Source organism: Clostridium carboxidivorans P7 (assembly GCF_001038625.1).
GTDB lineage: Bacteria > Bacillota > Clostridia > Clostridiales > Clostridiaceae > Clostridium_AM > Clostridium_AM carboxidivorans.
Genome location: NZ_CP011803.1, coordinates 3,852,753 through 3,868,746, shown reverse-complemented (window position 1 = coordinate 3,868,746; position 15,994 = coordinate 3,852,753). Strand labels below are relative to the sequence as shown.

General features: G+C 30.0%; 11 protein-coding genes. 7 read left to right on the top strand and 4 right to left on the bottom strand.

Annotated elements, in window-relative coordinates:
* Positions 1-56 precede the first annotated feature (56 nt).
* From Ccar_RS17205 to Ccar_RS17195, 3 genes are all read left to right on the top strand, one after another.
* Positions 57-710, top strand: a complete 654-nt coding sequence (locus Ccar_RS17205; RefSeq protein WP_007061938.1) for a sugar transferase — start codon at positions 57-59, stop codon at positions 708-710.
* A gap of 122 nt (positions 711-832) precedes the next feature.
* Positions 833-1,546 (top strand): WecB/TagA/CpsF family glycosyltransferase, encoded by a 714-nt coding sequence (locus Ccar_RS17200; protein ID WP_007061939.1) that lies wholly within the window; start codon positions 833-835, stop codon positions 1,544-1,546.
* A gap of 104 nt (positions 1,547-1,650) precedes the next feature.
* A complete protein-coding gene (locus Ccar_RS17195) occupies positions 1,651-2,211 on the top strand; it encodes a nitroreductase family protein (RefSeq protein ID WP_007061940.1) in 561 nt (186 codons plus the stop codon).
* A gap of 100 nt (positions 2,212-2,311) precedes the next feature.
* Here the strand turns inward: Ccar_RS17195 and gltB are convergent, their stop codons facing one another.
* Positions 2,312-6,811 carry a glutamate synthase large subunit gene (gltB, locus tag Ccar_RS17190; RefSeq protein WP_007064872.1) on the bottom strand — a complete coding sequence of 1,500 codons (4,500 nt, stop codon included), beginning with the start codon at positions 6,809-6,811 and terminating at the stop codon, positions 2,312-2,314.
* Positions 6,812-7,506: 695 nt separating this feature from the next.
* Positions 7,507-8,334 (bottom strand): polyamine aminopropyltransferase, encoded by an 828-nt coding sequence (speE, locus tag Ccar_RS17185; protein WP_007061943.1) that lies wholly within the window; start codon positions 8,332-8,334, stop codon positions 7,507-7,509.
* Between the two features lie 420 nt (positions 8,335-8,754).
* Between speE and spoIIAA the strand changes: the two genes are divergently transcribed.
* Genes spoIIAA through sigF form a run of 3 tightly spaced genes read left to right on the top strand, consistent with a single transcriptional unit; the run spans position 8,755 to position 10,299 of the window.
* Entirely contained in the window at positions 8,755-9,090 is a 336-nt protein-coding gene (spoIIAA, locus tag Ccar_RS17180) for an anti-sigma F factor antagonist (protein WP_007061944.1), read from the top strand.
* Between the two features lie 15 nt (positions 9,091-9,105).
* Positions 9,106-9,534, top strand: coding sequence for an anti-sigma F factor (gene spoIIAB / locus Ccar_RS17175; protein ID WP_007061945.1), 429 nt, complete (start codon positions 9,106-9,108; stop codon positions 9,532-9,534).
* Between the two features lie 9 nt (positions 9,535-9,543).
* Positions 9,544-10,299: an RNA polymerase sporulation sigma factor SigF gene (sigF, locus tag Ccar_RS17170; protein ID WP_007061946.1), complete on the top strand. Its 756-nt coding sequence runs from the start codon at positions 9,544-9,546 to the stop codon at positions 10,297-10,299.
* A gap of 134 nt (positions 10,300-10,433) precedes the next feature.
* Here the strand turns inward: sigF and Ccar_RS17165 are convergent, their stop codons facing one another.
* Together Ccar_RS17165 and hpt are read right to left on the bottom strand one after the other, a co-directional pair.
* On the bottom strand, positions 10,434-12,809 hold the full coding sequence (locus Ccar_RS17165) for a transglycosylase domain-containing protein (protein ID WP_007061947.1): 2,376 nt from the start codon (positions 12,807-12,809) through the stop codon (positions 10,434-10,436).
* Between the two features lie 671 nt (positions 12,810-13,480).
* Complete coding sequence (gene hpt / locus Ccar_RS17160) at positions 13,481-14,002, bottom strand: hypoxanthine phosphoribosyltransferase (protein ID WP_007061948.1); 522 nt, start codon at positions 14,000-14,002, stop codon at positions 13,481-13,483.
* A gap of 190 nt (positions 14,003-14,192) precedes the next feature.
* On the opposite strand from hpt, the gene hflX reads away from it, so the two are divergent.
* Entirely contained in the window at positions 14,193-15,971 is a 1,779-nt protein-coding gene (gene hflX, locus Ccar_RS17155) for a GTPase HflX (RefSeq protein WP_007061949.1), read from the top strand.
* Positions 15,972-15,994 lie beyond the last annotated feature (23 nt).

Below are 15,994 nucleotides of genomic sequence, written 5' to 3'. Positions count from 1 at the left end.
GCATGTTATATCTGATATATTATATACTTGTAGATGAATAATTGTAGGAGGTTATCATGCAGATTGAAAGTATAAAGATAGATTTAGAAAAAGATATAAAATCAAAGAAATTACATTTTTTCGTGAAGAGATTAAGTGATATAATATTATCTGCTATAGGAATAATCATATTATCACCAGTATTTATAATACTAGCCATATGGATTAAAATGGATTCAAAAGGACCATCCGTTTTTAAACAAGTTAGAGTAGGAAAAGACGGAAAAGATTTTACCATATATAAATTTAGAACTATGGTTGTAAATGCAGAGAAGAAAAGAGAATTAAACATAGAACCAGGCAATTTGGAAAATTTTGTTTTTCAAAGCAAAAGTGATAATAGAATTACGAAGTCAGGGGCTTTTTTAAGAAAAACGAGCTTAGATGAAATTCCACAATTGTTTAATGTATTCATAGGTAATATGAGTTTAGTTGGACCTAGACCAGAAATACCAGATGTAGTTAAGCTTTATCCGGATGAATACAGACAAAGATTGCTAGTACCACAAGGTATAACTGGTTTAGCACAAATAAGTGGAAGAGGAGAAATTGAATTAGGAAAAACAATTTTTTATGATTTAACTTATATAAAACGATTCTCAGTATGGACGGATATAAAGATATTATTTGGAACTGTATTTTCAGTATTTAAAAAAGAAGGAGCTTTTTAAGGCATTGCAACTTAAATATTTTGTCTTATAATTTATAGAAACTCAAGGAATAATTTTATGTTAAATTTTCCTTGAGTTTCTGTGGATTTAGGTTGTGAAAGTAGATAATTTGGAGGAATAGTATGTTTACTAGAATATTAGAATATAATGTTTTTAATGGAACTTTAAAAGAACTTATGAATTATATAGAAAAGTTTAATAAGGTGAATATAATATCAGGAAATCCAGAGGTTTTATATAATGGACTTAATAATCCTCTATTGTTCAATAATTTTACTGGGGATAACTCTATAATAATTCCAGATGGTGTTGGAACTGTAATGGCTTCTAAAGTTGTTAAAAATCCTGTAAAGGAAAAAATTGCAGGTATAGAGCTTATGGAGGAAATAGTAAAAAAGTGCGAAAGAGAAGGTAAAAGTATATATTTAATTGGTGCTAAACAAGAAATATTGGATGCATGTATCGAAAAACTTCAAAGTAAGTATACTAAATTAAATATAAGTGGTAGCCATAATGGATATTTTGATTTAAATAATTGTAGTGATTTAATAGATGATATTAAAGCTAAAAAGCCATATGCATTATTCATAGCTATGGGATCACCAAGACAGGATGTATTCATTATAAAAAATATGAAGGAATTGCCTTGTAAGATTTTTATGGGTGTTGGTGGAAGTTTTGATGTATTTGCAGGTAAAGTAAAAAGAGCACCTAATTGGATGATAAAGTTAGGATTAGAATGGTTATATAGGGTAGCTAAGGAACCTTTTAGAGTTAAAAGGCTTGGTTCAATACCCAAATTTTTATTGGAAGTTATTAAACATAAAAGTAAATAGTTATCATAAATTAAAAGATGAAGCAATTCACTAAATGTAAGTAATAACCTATGAATAATGTATATGTTATTTACACAAACTACATTTAAAGGAGAGTGGAGTTTATGCAATTTTATGATGTTATAAAAAATAGAACTAGTATAAAAGAATTTAAAAATACTACTATAGACAAAGATAAAATAGATAGAATGATTAATGCAGCAATGATGTCTCCTTCGTGGAAGAATTCCTCATGCTATAAATTTATTATTGTAGAAGATAAGGATAAAAAGGACATTATAGCTAATGCTGTAAAAAATGAGACTGATGAAGCTGGAAAAGCTATTAAAGAAGCACCAATAGCAGCAGTAGTAGTAGCTGATCCAGATAAATCAGGTGAAGTGGATGGTAAGCAATATTATCTTGTAGATGGAGCCATTGCTATGGAGCATTTTATTCTTGCAGCTACTGAGGAAGGTTATGGAACTTGTTGGATAGCAGCCTTGGATGAAGATATGGTAAGACGTGCACTAAGCATACCTGAAAAATATAGAATTGTTGGAATTACACCTGTAGGAGAAATAAAGCAAGAAAAAGGTCATTATGCTGCAAAAAGCGCTGGGGAATATGTATTTCGGGATTCCTGGAATGAAGCTTATGTAGGAAATAGTAAAGTTTTGCATTAAATAAGATAAAAGTTACATGATTTATAATATAATAATAGTTATAAAAAAATTAGAACAGCTTTTGCTGTTCTAATTTTTGGATATCATATAAAACATTTTATTAAAATGAAGGATAACTATTATTGTTTACTTGAACAAGTTCTTTTAAATTTAATTGCTTTTCATAAATAGGGGATGTTACCTTTAAAAATTTCTTTAAATAAACTTCAAAATTTTCAAGGATATCTTTAGCTTTTTCGCTATTGGTACATTGATAATGCTCACTTATAAGATCCTTTAACTTATTTATATCTCTAGAACTATTAAGTGGTTTTGCTTCTACGGTTTTTCCATTACATTTGTCTATAAAGTCGCCTTTTTCATCTAAAACGTAGGCTATTCCTCCACTCATTCCAGCTCCAAAGTTTCTTCCTGTAGGTCCTAGAATAACTACAGTTCCACCAGTCATATACTCACATCCATGATTACCAATACCTTCTACTACAGCTTCAGCTCCACTATTTCTCACACAAAATCTTTGGCCTACTTTTCCATGAATAAATGCTTTACCAGAGGTTGCTCCATAAAGTAGGGTATTACCTGCAATAGCATTTTCCTTAGGATCAAAAGAAGAATTTGCATGAGGAATTAATACAATTTTTCCACCAGAGAGACCTTTCCCAACGTAATCATTGGCATCTCCATTGAGAATTAAGGTGACACCTTTAACAAGAAAGGCACCAAAGCTTTGGCCTGCAGAACCTTGCAAATTAATTACAATGGTGTTATCAGGTAGGCCTTTATTGCCATATTTTCTTGCAATTTCTCCACTTAGCATAGCTCCAACAGTTCTATCTGTGTTTTTAATATTGAAAGCATGCACAATTTTGATACCATTTTCTAAAGCTGGTTTTGACATTTCAATTAATTTTTTGTCTAGCACCTGGTTTATTTTATGATCTTGAGCAATTACATGTTTTCCTATAATGCTTGATGGAAGTTCAGGTCTATATAATATTTGAGTTAAATCTAAATTTTTTAGTTTACCTTCAAGTTGTTTTTCTACATCAAGAACATCTACTCGTCCAATCATTTCATTTAGTGATTTAAAGCCTAATTTAGCCATTAACTGTCTTGCTTCTTGTGCAATAAAAGTCAAATAGTTAATTAAATGTTCAGGAGTACCTTTAAATTTTTTACGAAGTTCAGGGTCTTGAGTAGCAATTCCAGCAGGACATCTATTTAAATTACACTGTTTGCACATTATACATCCAAGAGATATAAGAGCAGTTGTAGCAAAACCATACTCTTCTGCTCCAAGTAAGGCAGCAATAACAACATCCCTACCTGATTTCAATTTTCCATCTACTTGAACAGTAACTCTACTTCTTAAATTATTTAATAATAAAGTTTGCTGAACTTCTGCAAGACCTAATTCCCATGGAAGTCCTACATATTTCATAGAACTTATAGGAGAAGCACCTGTACCACCATCATGACCACTGACCATGATTACGTCAGCATGTCCTTTAGCTACTCCAGCAGCAACAGTTCCAATACCAATTTCAGATACTAATTTTACTCCAATTCGTGCAGTCGGATTTACATTTTTTAAATCAAATATTAATTGCGCCAAATCCTCTATAGAGTATATATCATGATGAGGTGGAGGAGATATTAAATCTATACCAGGAATGGAATGACGAACTCTAGCAATTTCATCTGTTACTTTACTTCCAGGTAAATGGCCTCCCTCACCAGGTTTTGCACCTTGTGCCATTTTAATTTGAAGTTCACTGCAGTTTACAAGGTAATTGGTAGTCACTCCAAATCTTGCTGAAGCAACCTGCTTTACTGCACTCTTAGAATCATCTCCATTAGATCTTAATTTATATCTATCAGAATTTTCTCCACCTTCTCCTGAGTTGCTAGTAGCTCCAATTTTATTCATAGCAATAGCTATAGTTTCATGAGCCTCTTTGCTTAAAGAACCGAAAGACATACCAGAAATTGTAAAATGCTTTAGAATACTTTGTACGGATTCTACTTCTTCTAAAGGTATACTTTTTCTGTTTTTAAATTTTAGCAATCCTCTTATAGTCATTGCTTCATCTATTTTTTCATTTACGTCTTCACAATAATCCTTATAGAGAGTATAATCTTTATTTTCAGATAATTTTCTGAGCTTTTTTACCACTATAGGATTTAAAATATGATGTGTCTTTTTCTCTAAATCAGAGTCATTTTCATATGGAGAAGAGTGTCTTTGTATAACATCATTTGAAATATCCTCTAATTCAATGCCTGAAATTCTTGTAGGAGTATGAGGAAAATACTTATTTATTACATTTTCACTCAATCCTATGCATTGAAATATTTGAGCACCGTTATAACTTTGCAATGTAGAAATACCTACTCTTGAAATAATTTTTAATAAACCTGAAGAAATTGCATTACAGTAGTTTTTAAAACCTTCTTCTATGCTGCTTATATTTTTTATATATTTTTTATTTTCGATCATGTTAGAAATAGTATAGTATACCATGTAAGGATTAACAGCTTTTGCTCCATAACCTATTAAAAGAGCCATATGCATTACATCCCTAGCATCTCCAGTTTCAACTATTAAGTCAGCTGAAGTCCTTAATTTCTTTTCTATAAGATAAGCATTAACAGCACTTAAAGCTAATAAGCTTGGAATTGGAGCATAGTATAAATTAATATTTCTGTCACTTAATATTAAAATGTTATAGCCTTTTAAAATACTTTCTTCAGCACGCTTACATAGATAAGTAAGAGCTTCTTCTAATCCATCTTTACGGTCTGTTTCAAAAATAATTGGAAGTGTAATTGCTTTTAAGTCATCATCATCAAGATGCTTAATATCTTCCAGTTGACTATTGGAAAGTATAGGATGTTTAAGTTCAATATACTTTTTATCTGTTTCTGTTTCAACTTCGTCAACAATTCTTCCATGTGTTCCAATATATTGAGTTAAAGACATTACCATAGATTCTCTTATAGGATCTATAGGTGGGTTAGTAACTTGAGCGAAGGCTTGTTTAAAATAATTAAATATAAGCTGTGGTCTATTAGATAATACAGCAAGTGGAATGTCCATTCCCATAGATCCAATAGGCTCTTTACCATTATTAATCATACAAGCGAGTACTTTTCTTAATTCTTCTTCAGTATAGCCAAATACTTTTTGCTTTAATAATAGAGTTTCTGTTCTTATGGATTTAGCTTCACAATTTTGTTTTATATCATCAAGTGTTAGTTTGTTTCTTTTAATCCATTCAGTAAAAGGTTTTGATTTATATGCTGATTGTTTAATTTCTTCATCAGAAATAATTTTTTGCTTAGATGTATCAATTAAAAATATTTTACCTGGTTCTACGAGACCTTTTTCTTTTACAGCATCATAATTAATATCTACTACACCAGTTTCAGATGACATAATAACTAGGTCGTCCTTTGTTATTATATAACGGGCTGGCCTCAATCCATTTCTATCTAGTATTACACCTAATTTGATGCCATCAGTAAAAGCAATAGTTGCAGGACCATCCCAAGGTTCCATTAATCTAGCATGATATTCATAAAAAGATCTCTTATCTTCATTCATTGAAAAGTCTTTTTGCCATGCTTCAGGAATAAGCATCATCAGTGAATACTCTAAAGAATATCCATTTTCAATAAATAATTCTAAAGCATTGTCCAGAGAGGCAGAATCACTTCCACCAGGTTCAATAACAGGTAAAGTTTTTTTGAAATTGTCACCAAAGCTTTTTGAGTACATAACTCCTTCTCTGGCATTCATCTTATTAATATTTCCACGTATAGTATTGATTTCACCATTATGAGCTATATATCTAAAAGGTTGTGCAAGCTGCCATGATGGAAAAGTATTAGTACTATATCTTTCATGTACTATGGCAATTGCAGTTTTTACATTGCTATTTTGTAAATCTAAATAAAAATCTTCTAATCTATAGCCTAGGATTAATCCTTTATATACTATTGTTCTATGTGATAAACTGCAAATATAAAAGCTTTCTACATTTGCCCTTTTAGAATTGTCAATTAAATTTTGAACTTGTTTCCTTATTATTAAAAGTTGTTGTCGAAACACTTTATCAGGTTGATTATTTCTATCTATAAATACCTGCATAATGACAGGTCTAGTAGCTTTGGCAGATTCTCCACAGGCATCTTCATTAATAGGAACCTCTCTCCATCCTAGTAATTTTTGATTTTCAGCTCTTAATACTTTTTCAAAAATTCCTTGACAAAAAAGCCTTACATTTGGTTCTCTGGGTAAGAAAATCATTCCAACAGCATAATCTTCTGGCGTAGGAAGTTCAATTTTACATTTTTTAACCTCTTCTTTAAAAAATTCGTGAGGTATTTGAATAGTAATACCTGAACCATCCCCAGTATTGGCGTCGGCCCCAACGGCGCCTCTATGCTTTAGGTTCTTTAGTATTTGAAGACCTTGTTTAAGTATAGAATGTGATTTGATGCCTTTTATATGTGTTATAAATCCAACACCACAGCTATCTTTTTCCATAGCAGCATCGTATAATCCTTGTTTTTCTGGAAAATTATTCTTATTCATAGTAGATAAATGCCCCCTTGTAATATTAGTGTGTAAGTAGTACGCACAATTGAATAATTTTGTTTTAATAAATTCATTTTTCAGACTAAATGAGTGTTGGTAACTATTTTATCACAGATGAATATTCATTGCAATATATAGATTGAAAGTAGAAGCTGTAATTTTTATAAATTATTAAAGTGAATAAATGTAAATGTATACATGCAAAAACAGTTAAATTATTATTCCATGTTTTCAGTTTTTATATTATTTAAAATAATGTAGAAATTGATGGTGATTAGTGAAAGAAAAGAATTTTGAAATGGCACCTATCTAAATATTGTAATAAATTTTAGTGCTTAATTATTGATATTTAAACTTTGTAATGTAAAAAAATGCGAAGCATTTTTTAGAGGACAATTGACAGAGGATAGAGGACAATGAAAGTGAGTTTTCCTCCCTGCGCCAGAAAACTAATTATTTTTAAAGCTTGTTTTGCTAACGCAAAACAAGCTTGGAGTTTATACAAGTCAGACCTGTTTCACTTTAGTGAAACAGGTCATTAAAAATTTAATTAAAGATTTTTCGTAGCAAAGCGGAGAAAAATCATCCTTCACTGTCCTCTGTCAATTGTCCTCTGTCCTCTGAAAAAGTTGCGTCGCAATGTGCTTATATCAAGTAAGAATTGTGTTTGCGAAAATTCAGTAAATAAGTAGTTACTTTGTTAAGTCTTCAACGAATTTTGGTAATACAAAGCAAGCTTTGTGAAGTTTTTTAGTATAATATTTTGTATCTATATCTATAGAATTTGATAAATCAACGGTTTCTGGATCATGTTTTTTAGAACCTACAGTAAAGCTCCAAAATCCACTTGGATAAGTAGGTATACCTGCCATAAATAACTTAGTTATAGGAAATACGGCATTTGCATCATTATAAACACGTTTTACTACTTCAGGTAAGTAAAAAGGTGTTTCAGTTTGAGCTATAAATATACCATCTTCAGTTAAGCAATCATATATTTCTTTGTAAAAGCTTCCTCCAAATAATCCTTCAGCAGCACCAAATGGATCAGTAGAATCCACTATTATTACATCAAATTCATTTTTATGTTCATGAACATATTTGATTCCATCACCTACAAAGATTTCACATCTTGCATCATCTAATGCACAACTTATTTCAGGAAGAAATCTTTTACATTCATTAATAACTTCTTTATCTATTTCACATAGAACAGCTTTTTCTACTGAAGGGTGTTTTAAAACTTCTCTTATAGCACCCCCATCGCCTCCTCCAACTACAAGTACCTTTTTAGGATTTGGATGAGTAAATAGAGGAATGTGAGCGATCATTTCATGATATACATATTCATCTTTTATAGTAGTTTGAACTATACCATCTAGCAAAAGCATTCTTCCAAAACTATATGTATCAACTATAGCTAAATCCTGGTATTCAGTTTTTTTTCTAACAAGGGTTTCCTTTATTTTGTAGGTCATAGCTGCATTTTCTATTTGACCTTCTTTTAACCACATATCCATAATACATACCTCCAAATTAAAAATATCATTTGCAAATCTAGCAAATAATATTATAACAATGATTTTATAAAATGACAATTGGTATGTATAAAAATGTATAATGTGGTAAAAATAAATAATAAAAATATAAGAAAACTAGGAGGAAAATAATTCCAAATAGAGAATATTAATTAGGTGTGTGATATAATTTTTAAAGTTATTCCAAAGAAAATTAAAAAAGAGAAGGGGGGTAAGAATGTCTTGCTCAGACTATGCAAGTATGCATATACTGTAAATTTGTTTTAAAATATAATTTGCAGTCATACTGTAAATTGCCATAAAAGCAGTATGGTAAATTAAAGTTAAAGGAAAGCCTTTAACGCTAAGATTACTTTGGCAAGTAGATATTATTTAAATTAATCTTAGTAGAGCGGAGATAATATGTATTTGGAATTTGAAAGTAAGGATGGTAAACTTATAGTTCATATGTCTGGAGAATTGGATCATCATAGTGCAGAGGAAGTAAGAAATAAAATAGACGATAGACTAGACAGAGATAATATTGGAAAGTTAATAATGGATTTTTCAGATGTTAATTTTATGGACAGCTCAGGAATTGGTGTAGTTATAGGCAGATATAAAAAATTGATGTCTAAGAAAGGAAATATATGTATTACAAAAGCGGATGGATCAGTAAAAAGGGTATTTGAGTTATCTGGAATATTTAAAATAATTAAGTTTTATAAAAATATTGAAGAAGCAGTTGAAAATATATAACGGGGGGATTAAAAAATGTATGATAACATGATGAAAATAGAATTTGTAAGCAAATCAGAAAATGAAAGTTTTGCAAGAGTCGCAGTAGCAGCTTTTGCATCACAGCTTGATCCTACCATAGAAGAGATAGCAGATGTAAAAACTGCAATATCAGAAGCAGTAACTAATTCTATTATTCATGGTTATGAAAAAGGAGAAGGTATAGTAAAAATTGAGGCTTATATTAAGGACAAAGAATTTACAGTAATAGTTGAGGATGAAGGAGCAGGTATAGAAAATATAGAGCTTGCTATGCAGCCATTGTATACATCAAGACCAGATTTAGAGAGGTCTGGTATGGGTTTCACAGTAATGGAAACATTTATGGATAGTTTAGAAGTGAATTCTGAGAAAAATAAAGGGACAAGATTAATAATGAAGAAAGTATTTAAATCTTTAAGTTAGGTGGATAATATGGGTGAAGAAGCATTAAAAAAAGCAAATTACAATTATGAGAACAATCTGGAACTCATAAAGTATGCTAGAAATGGAAATAAGGATGCATTAAATAAGTTAATAGAAGTTAACTTGCCTTTGGTTTCTGCTATTAGTAAAAAGTTTCTAAACAGGGGATATGAATATGAAGATATATTCCAAATAGGATGCATGGGTTTGGTTAAAGCTGTTAATAACTTTGATGAAAAATATAACGTAAAATTTTCTACTTATGCAGTACCTATGATTTTAGGAGAAATAAAAAGATTCATAAGAGATGATGGTATGATAAAGGTAAGTAGAAGTGTGAAAAACACTGCGAAAAAACTTCATTATGCAAAGGAAGCTTTAACAAAACAGATTAGTAGAGAGCCAACTATTGAAGAGTTATCTGAGTATTCAGGAATAGGTGTAGAAGACATTATATTTGCTATGGAATCCTCTAATAGTCTTCAATATTTATATGATACTATACATCAAGATGATGGTGCACCTGTTCTACTTATTGACAAATTAAGTGAAAGTAGTGATAGAGATAGTGAAATAGTGGACAGAATAGCACTGAAGGAAGCCTTAAAAAATTTAGATGTGAAATCAAGACAAATTATTATGCTTAGATACTTTAAGGATAAAACTCAAATACAAGTAGCAAAAATGCTTGGAATAAGTCAGGTACAAGTTTCAAGAATTGAAAAAAAAGTTTTGAAAGTAATGAGGGAAAATTTAAGCGGATAGGATACAATTTGTATCCTATTTTTTATTTGGATAGGCGCTGAAAATCTGATATTTTGAAATGACTGCTTATTCATGAAAATAATATAAGAAAGAAAGTTTTATTTGAAAAAAAATTAAAAGCGAGTTACTCGCTTTTAATTTATTATAGTAGGTTTTTTAGGATTTATAACATTATTTCCATTGTTATTGGTGTCTGTGTTGGTATTAGGTGTATTAGTATTTTCATTGTTAGTTTGAGTACCATTATTAATGTTGTTATTGTTATTATTAGTAGTATTACTGTTATTATTTTTATTGGTATCGGCAGACTTATTATTGGTATTGTTTTTATCCTTATTATCATCACGATTGAAAAAAGGATTATTTCTAAAACCAGAGTGTGAATAATTACAATACTGTGAAGGCTCGGTACCTTGTATAAAGAACTCATTATAAGTTTTATTTCCTGTAGGATCACCATAACATGAAGATGTAGCTAATTTACCCGAATCTTCACAAATGTTTGCGGTAGTAACTCCAGATGGCATTTGTACATCAGTTGTAGATAGATTTTCATGTACTGGCTGCATTATAGCACTCCATATAGCAGCAGCTTTGTTACTTGAACCATTCTCACAAACAGATGCATCATCATTTCCTATCCATACTGCAGCTGAATAGTAAGGAGTAAGGCCACAAAACCAAAAGTTTTTGTTATCTCCAGAAGTACCAGTTTTACCTCTTACAGGCATGCTTCCGAAACTAGCACTTGTACCTGTTCCTCCAGGACTTACTGGTCCCTTTAATAAGTCATACATTATATATGCACTTTCTGGTGAAAGTACTTTTCTTGTTGAAGTCTTATTTTCTAAAATTGATTTACCATTTCTATCCAAAACCTTAGTATAAAGCTTTGGAGCAGTATAATTACCACTGTTTCCAAAAACGCCATAAGCTGCAGACATAGTTAATGGATTGGTACCATGATGTAATTCTCCTAAAGATAAAGCAGCTATACTCGATTTATCATGAGCATCTAATGTTAAACCAAATTTTTCAGCATATTCAATACCTGTTTTTAAACCAATTAAGTCCTCTAGCTTTACAGCTACTAAGTTCCTTGATTTGGCTATTGCAGTTCTTATAGTGATATTACCCATAAACGATTGATCATCATCTTGTGGGTAGTAAGGAGTTCCATTAGAACCATACTTTTGAGCAAGATCATTTGATAGTGCAGAGTCATCTATAACAGTAGCTGCTGTGCTCTGCTTTGAATCAATACTAGGAGAATATACTGTTAAAGGTTTTATACTGGATCCAGAAGGTCTCAAATAATTATCAGAAGCAGCCCTATTAAAGGATCTAGGAGGTTGATCACCTCTTCCTCCAACAATTGCTTTTACTTCTCCAGAATGATAATCCATAACTACTGCTGCAGCTTGAGGTTGGGTTATACCATTTTTATCTGAAGAAGCACCAATTATGCTATCTGAATTTATAGCACTTACAGTACTTGCTTGCATATCTCTATCCATTGAGGTATATATTTTTAATCCACCATACATAAGAAGATGTTGAACTTCAGTATCAGTATAATGATACTGCTTTTTTAAATCCTTTTTAATTTGATCTATGGCTGGAAGAGTGTACCACTCAAAATTAAGTTTATTGCTAATTTGAGTTTGAGGTTGGAAAGCAAGCTTTTTATTGTTTAAATCATTTATAGCACCATTATATTGTTCTTCATTTATATATCCGTTTTCATACATTTTTTTTAATACAGTTCCAGTTCTATTTAAGTAAACTGAAGGGTTTTTTTTCGCAGAAGTAGAAAAAGGGTAATATACAGAAGGACTTTGTGGCATTCCTGCAATAAAAGCACATTCAACTAAACTTAAATCCTTTGACTTTTTATTAAAATATTGTTCGGAAGCTGCTTCTACGCCATATGCTCTTCCACCTAAATATATTGTGTTCATATAGGCTTCAAGTATTTGATCTTTACTTAATTCTTTTTCAAGTTGTACTGATAAATACATCTCTTGAATTTTCCTCTTAAAGGTTACTTCAGAGGATAAAAGTGTGTTTTTAAGTAATTGCTGAGTTATAGTAGAAGCTCCTTGTACTCCAGGTTGCCTTTTAATTTTATTTTTTACATCTATAAGTGCTACCCCTGCTATTCTTCTTAAATCTATACCACCATGTTTATAGAATCTTTCATCCTCTATACTTACAAAGGCATTTTTTAAATTTTGAGGTATGTCTTTATCTTTTATAACAGTTCTTTGTTCATTTGTTACAACTACATCCATGAACTGCTTTTTATTGTCATATAAAATAGATGGTTCGTTTAAAGTTAAAATTTGCTTTACATCTAATGGAGGAGCATTTTGTATTATAGCTAAAACTACTCCAAAACAGGCAACAGATGCTAATATAAATAAACTTAATACAGTAATCAGCGTAGTCTTAAAAGCATTTTTCGAATGAGGCTTTTTCGAAACAGCTTTTTTCCGCCTTTGGCTCATAATTGTCCTCCTTAATTCTTAGTTTTGAAATTAATAATTTTAAATTATTATAACATAAATTAAAATATTAATGAAATATAACTTTAATTTAGAAAAAAAATCCAATAATCGCTTTAAAAATGATTATAGTAATGCAAATTTTTAAAGCAAATAAATTTTTTATATAATGTAGAATATAATTTTAAAATATAGATATTAAAAAAACGTTTAATTCTAAAAATAAAACTATGCAAGTTATATATTATACTTTTTTTAATAATTATACTAGATATTATATCAATATATTGTTAACAAATTGATAACACAAGTATATTAATATGTAGAAGGATAACGATGGTGATATTTTTATGATAAAAGCAGATGTGTTAAAAAAGAAGTACCTATTTCGGAGATAATAATAGCTTATGAGATTCTAGGTACTATTACAAATTTGTGATTAGATAATGTAAGTTTTAAACCTATAAACAGAGAATGAATAGAATATAAACATAACTTTCTTAATTATTTAGTTAAGAGTTAAGAAAACTTTCATTTATAATAAAATAAAAATAAAATTCACATTAGCGAATTTTTGTTCATTATTTTTAAAATTATTAATAATAAATAATTTGATTTATTAATTCTTAACTCTTAATTAAAAAAGAAAATTCAAATTTTAAATTATGAAACCTTTATTCCCAATTGAATACATATGGAATATTTCTATAATAGTCTCCATAATTTAATCCATAACCTGCTACAAATACATCAGGAATTTCAAAACAGCAAAAGTCAGGTTTTAATTCTAATTTTCTTCTTTCAGGTTTATCTAAAAGAACACAGCATTTAACACTGGCAGCACCTAAAGCTTTTATATGACCTATTACGAAGTCCATTGTTATACCTGTATCGATTATATCATCTACAATAAGGACATCACAGCCTTTAATATCATCTTGGATGTCATTTACAACTTTTACACATCCAGAAGAAACTTCAGAATGGCCATAACTTGAAGTTGTCATAAAGCCTATTTTTGTAGGAAGATCTATTTCTCTTACTATATCTGCAGCGAATATAAAACTTCCTCTTAAAAGTGATAAAACATAAAGATTTTTATCTTTGTATTCTTTAGTTATATCTTTACCTAATTCATGTATCCTATCAGCTATTTTTTCTTTACTGATTAGTATTTTTTTTACTTTGTCTTCCATTATGATCCTCCAACTTTATACATATTTACAACGTTGATTTTATAGTATAAAATTATATGAAAGTTGTCAAGTATACGCTTATATTGTTAGAAAATTACTTAAATTAAGTAAAAGGATTGTAAGTATATATAATGATAAGCAGGGATAAGTTTATAATTTATAGAAATAATAAGATTATGGAGTGATGAAGATGATATATGGAAATATAGAAGGTGTTAAAAGTTCTATATTAGCAAGATTAGAAAAAGTTTATGAAATGAAAATGCCTAAGGATAGCATTTGTACTGAAGAATTAATAGAATTATTATGTGATGTTACAACGTATCTTAATAGAGAAGTTAGTGTAGGTATAAATAGAAAAGGAACAGTTATAAGTGTAGCTATAGGTGATAGCAGTACTGTAGAAATTCCTGAAATAGATATAAAAGAAAGAAAGTTATCACAAGTTAGAATAATACACACACATCCAAATGGTAATTCAAGACTTTCAGCCATAGATATATCTGCTCTTATAAAGCTTAAATTGGATTGTATTACTGCTATTGGAGTTGAAGATAATAAATATACAGATATGACTTTAGGATTTTGTGGTATAGAAAATGATTTATTTGTAGCAGAATCAACAAAACCTCTTAGCATAGATGCTGGAATTAAGTTTAATATATTAGATAGAATAAAATATATTGAAGATATAATAAAAGATGAAAATATAATTGACGATGATAGTGAAAGAGCTATTTTAGTTGGAGTGGAAAGTGAAGAAAGTATAGATGAACTTGAAGAACTTGCTAAAGCATGTAATGTAAAAGTTGTATATAAAGTTCTACAAAAAAGAAGCATAATAGATAGTGCCTTTTATGTAGGTAAGGGAAAGGTTGATGAAATAGCACTTTTAAGGCAGGGATATTCTGCTAATGTTATCATTTTTGATGATGAACTTTCAGCTTCGCAAGTAAGAAATTTAGAAGAAAATATAGGAGCAAAGGTCATAGATAGAACAACATTGATACTTGAAATTTTTGCAACTAGAGCAAGAAGTAGAGAAGCAAAAATACAAGTAGAACTTGCACAATTGAAATACAGATTACCAAGGCTATCTGGGCTTGGAACAGTGCTTTCTAGAACAGGTGGAGGTATAGGAACTAAAGGTCCAGGAGAGAAAAAGCTTGAGACAGATAAAAGACATATAAGAGAAAAAATTTATGATTTGATTAAGGAATTAAAGAAGATAAAGCAAGTAAGGGAAACACAAAGAGAAAGAAGAAATGAACTACAAAAGGTTTCTTTAGTTGGATACACAAATGCAGGTAAATCTACTTTAAGAAATAAGCTGTGTGAGATTGCTATGCCTAAGGAGGCTGTTCATAAGGAAAAGGTTTTTGAAGCGGATATGCTTTTTGCAACATTAGATATAACTACTAGAGCTATAGAACTTTCAGATAGTAGAATAATTACCGTAACAGATACAGTTGGGTTTATCAGAAAGCTTCCTCATGATTTGGTAGAGGCTTTTAAATCTACACTTGAAGAGGTTATTTATTCTGACTTGCTTTTACATGTAGTAGACATATCTTCAGATTACGTAGAAGAACAGATAGATGCAGTAAATAGCGTTCTTGGGCAGCTAGGAGTAAATAACAAGCCTATGATGTTAGTGCTAAATAAGATTGATAAAGCATCTAAGGAGAGAATAGAAGAAATCAAAGAAAAGTATAACAAAATAGAAGTTGTATGTATTTCTGCAAAGCAAGAGCATAATTTGGATTTATTGCTTCAGGAAGTAAGTAAACTTTTACCATATACATTAAAAGAGGCAGAATACCTTATACCTTATACAGACCAATCTATGGTAGCATTTTTGCATAGAAATTCAAAGGTAAAGGATGAAGAATATAGGGAAGATGGAACTTATATCTGTGCTTTAGCAGATGATGAAGTTTATAATAGATGTGAAAAGTATATGATTTAAGTAAAAATATATCAAATGGAGAG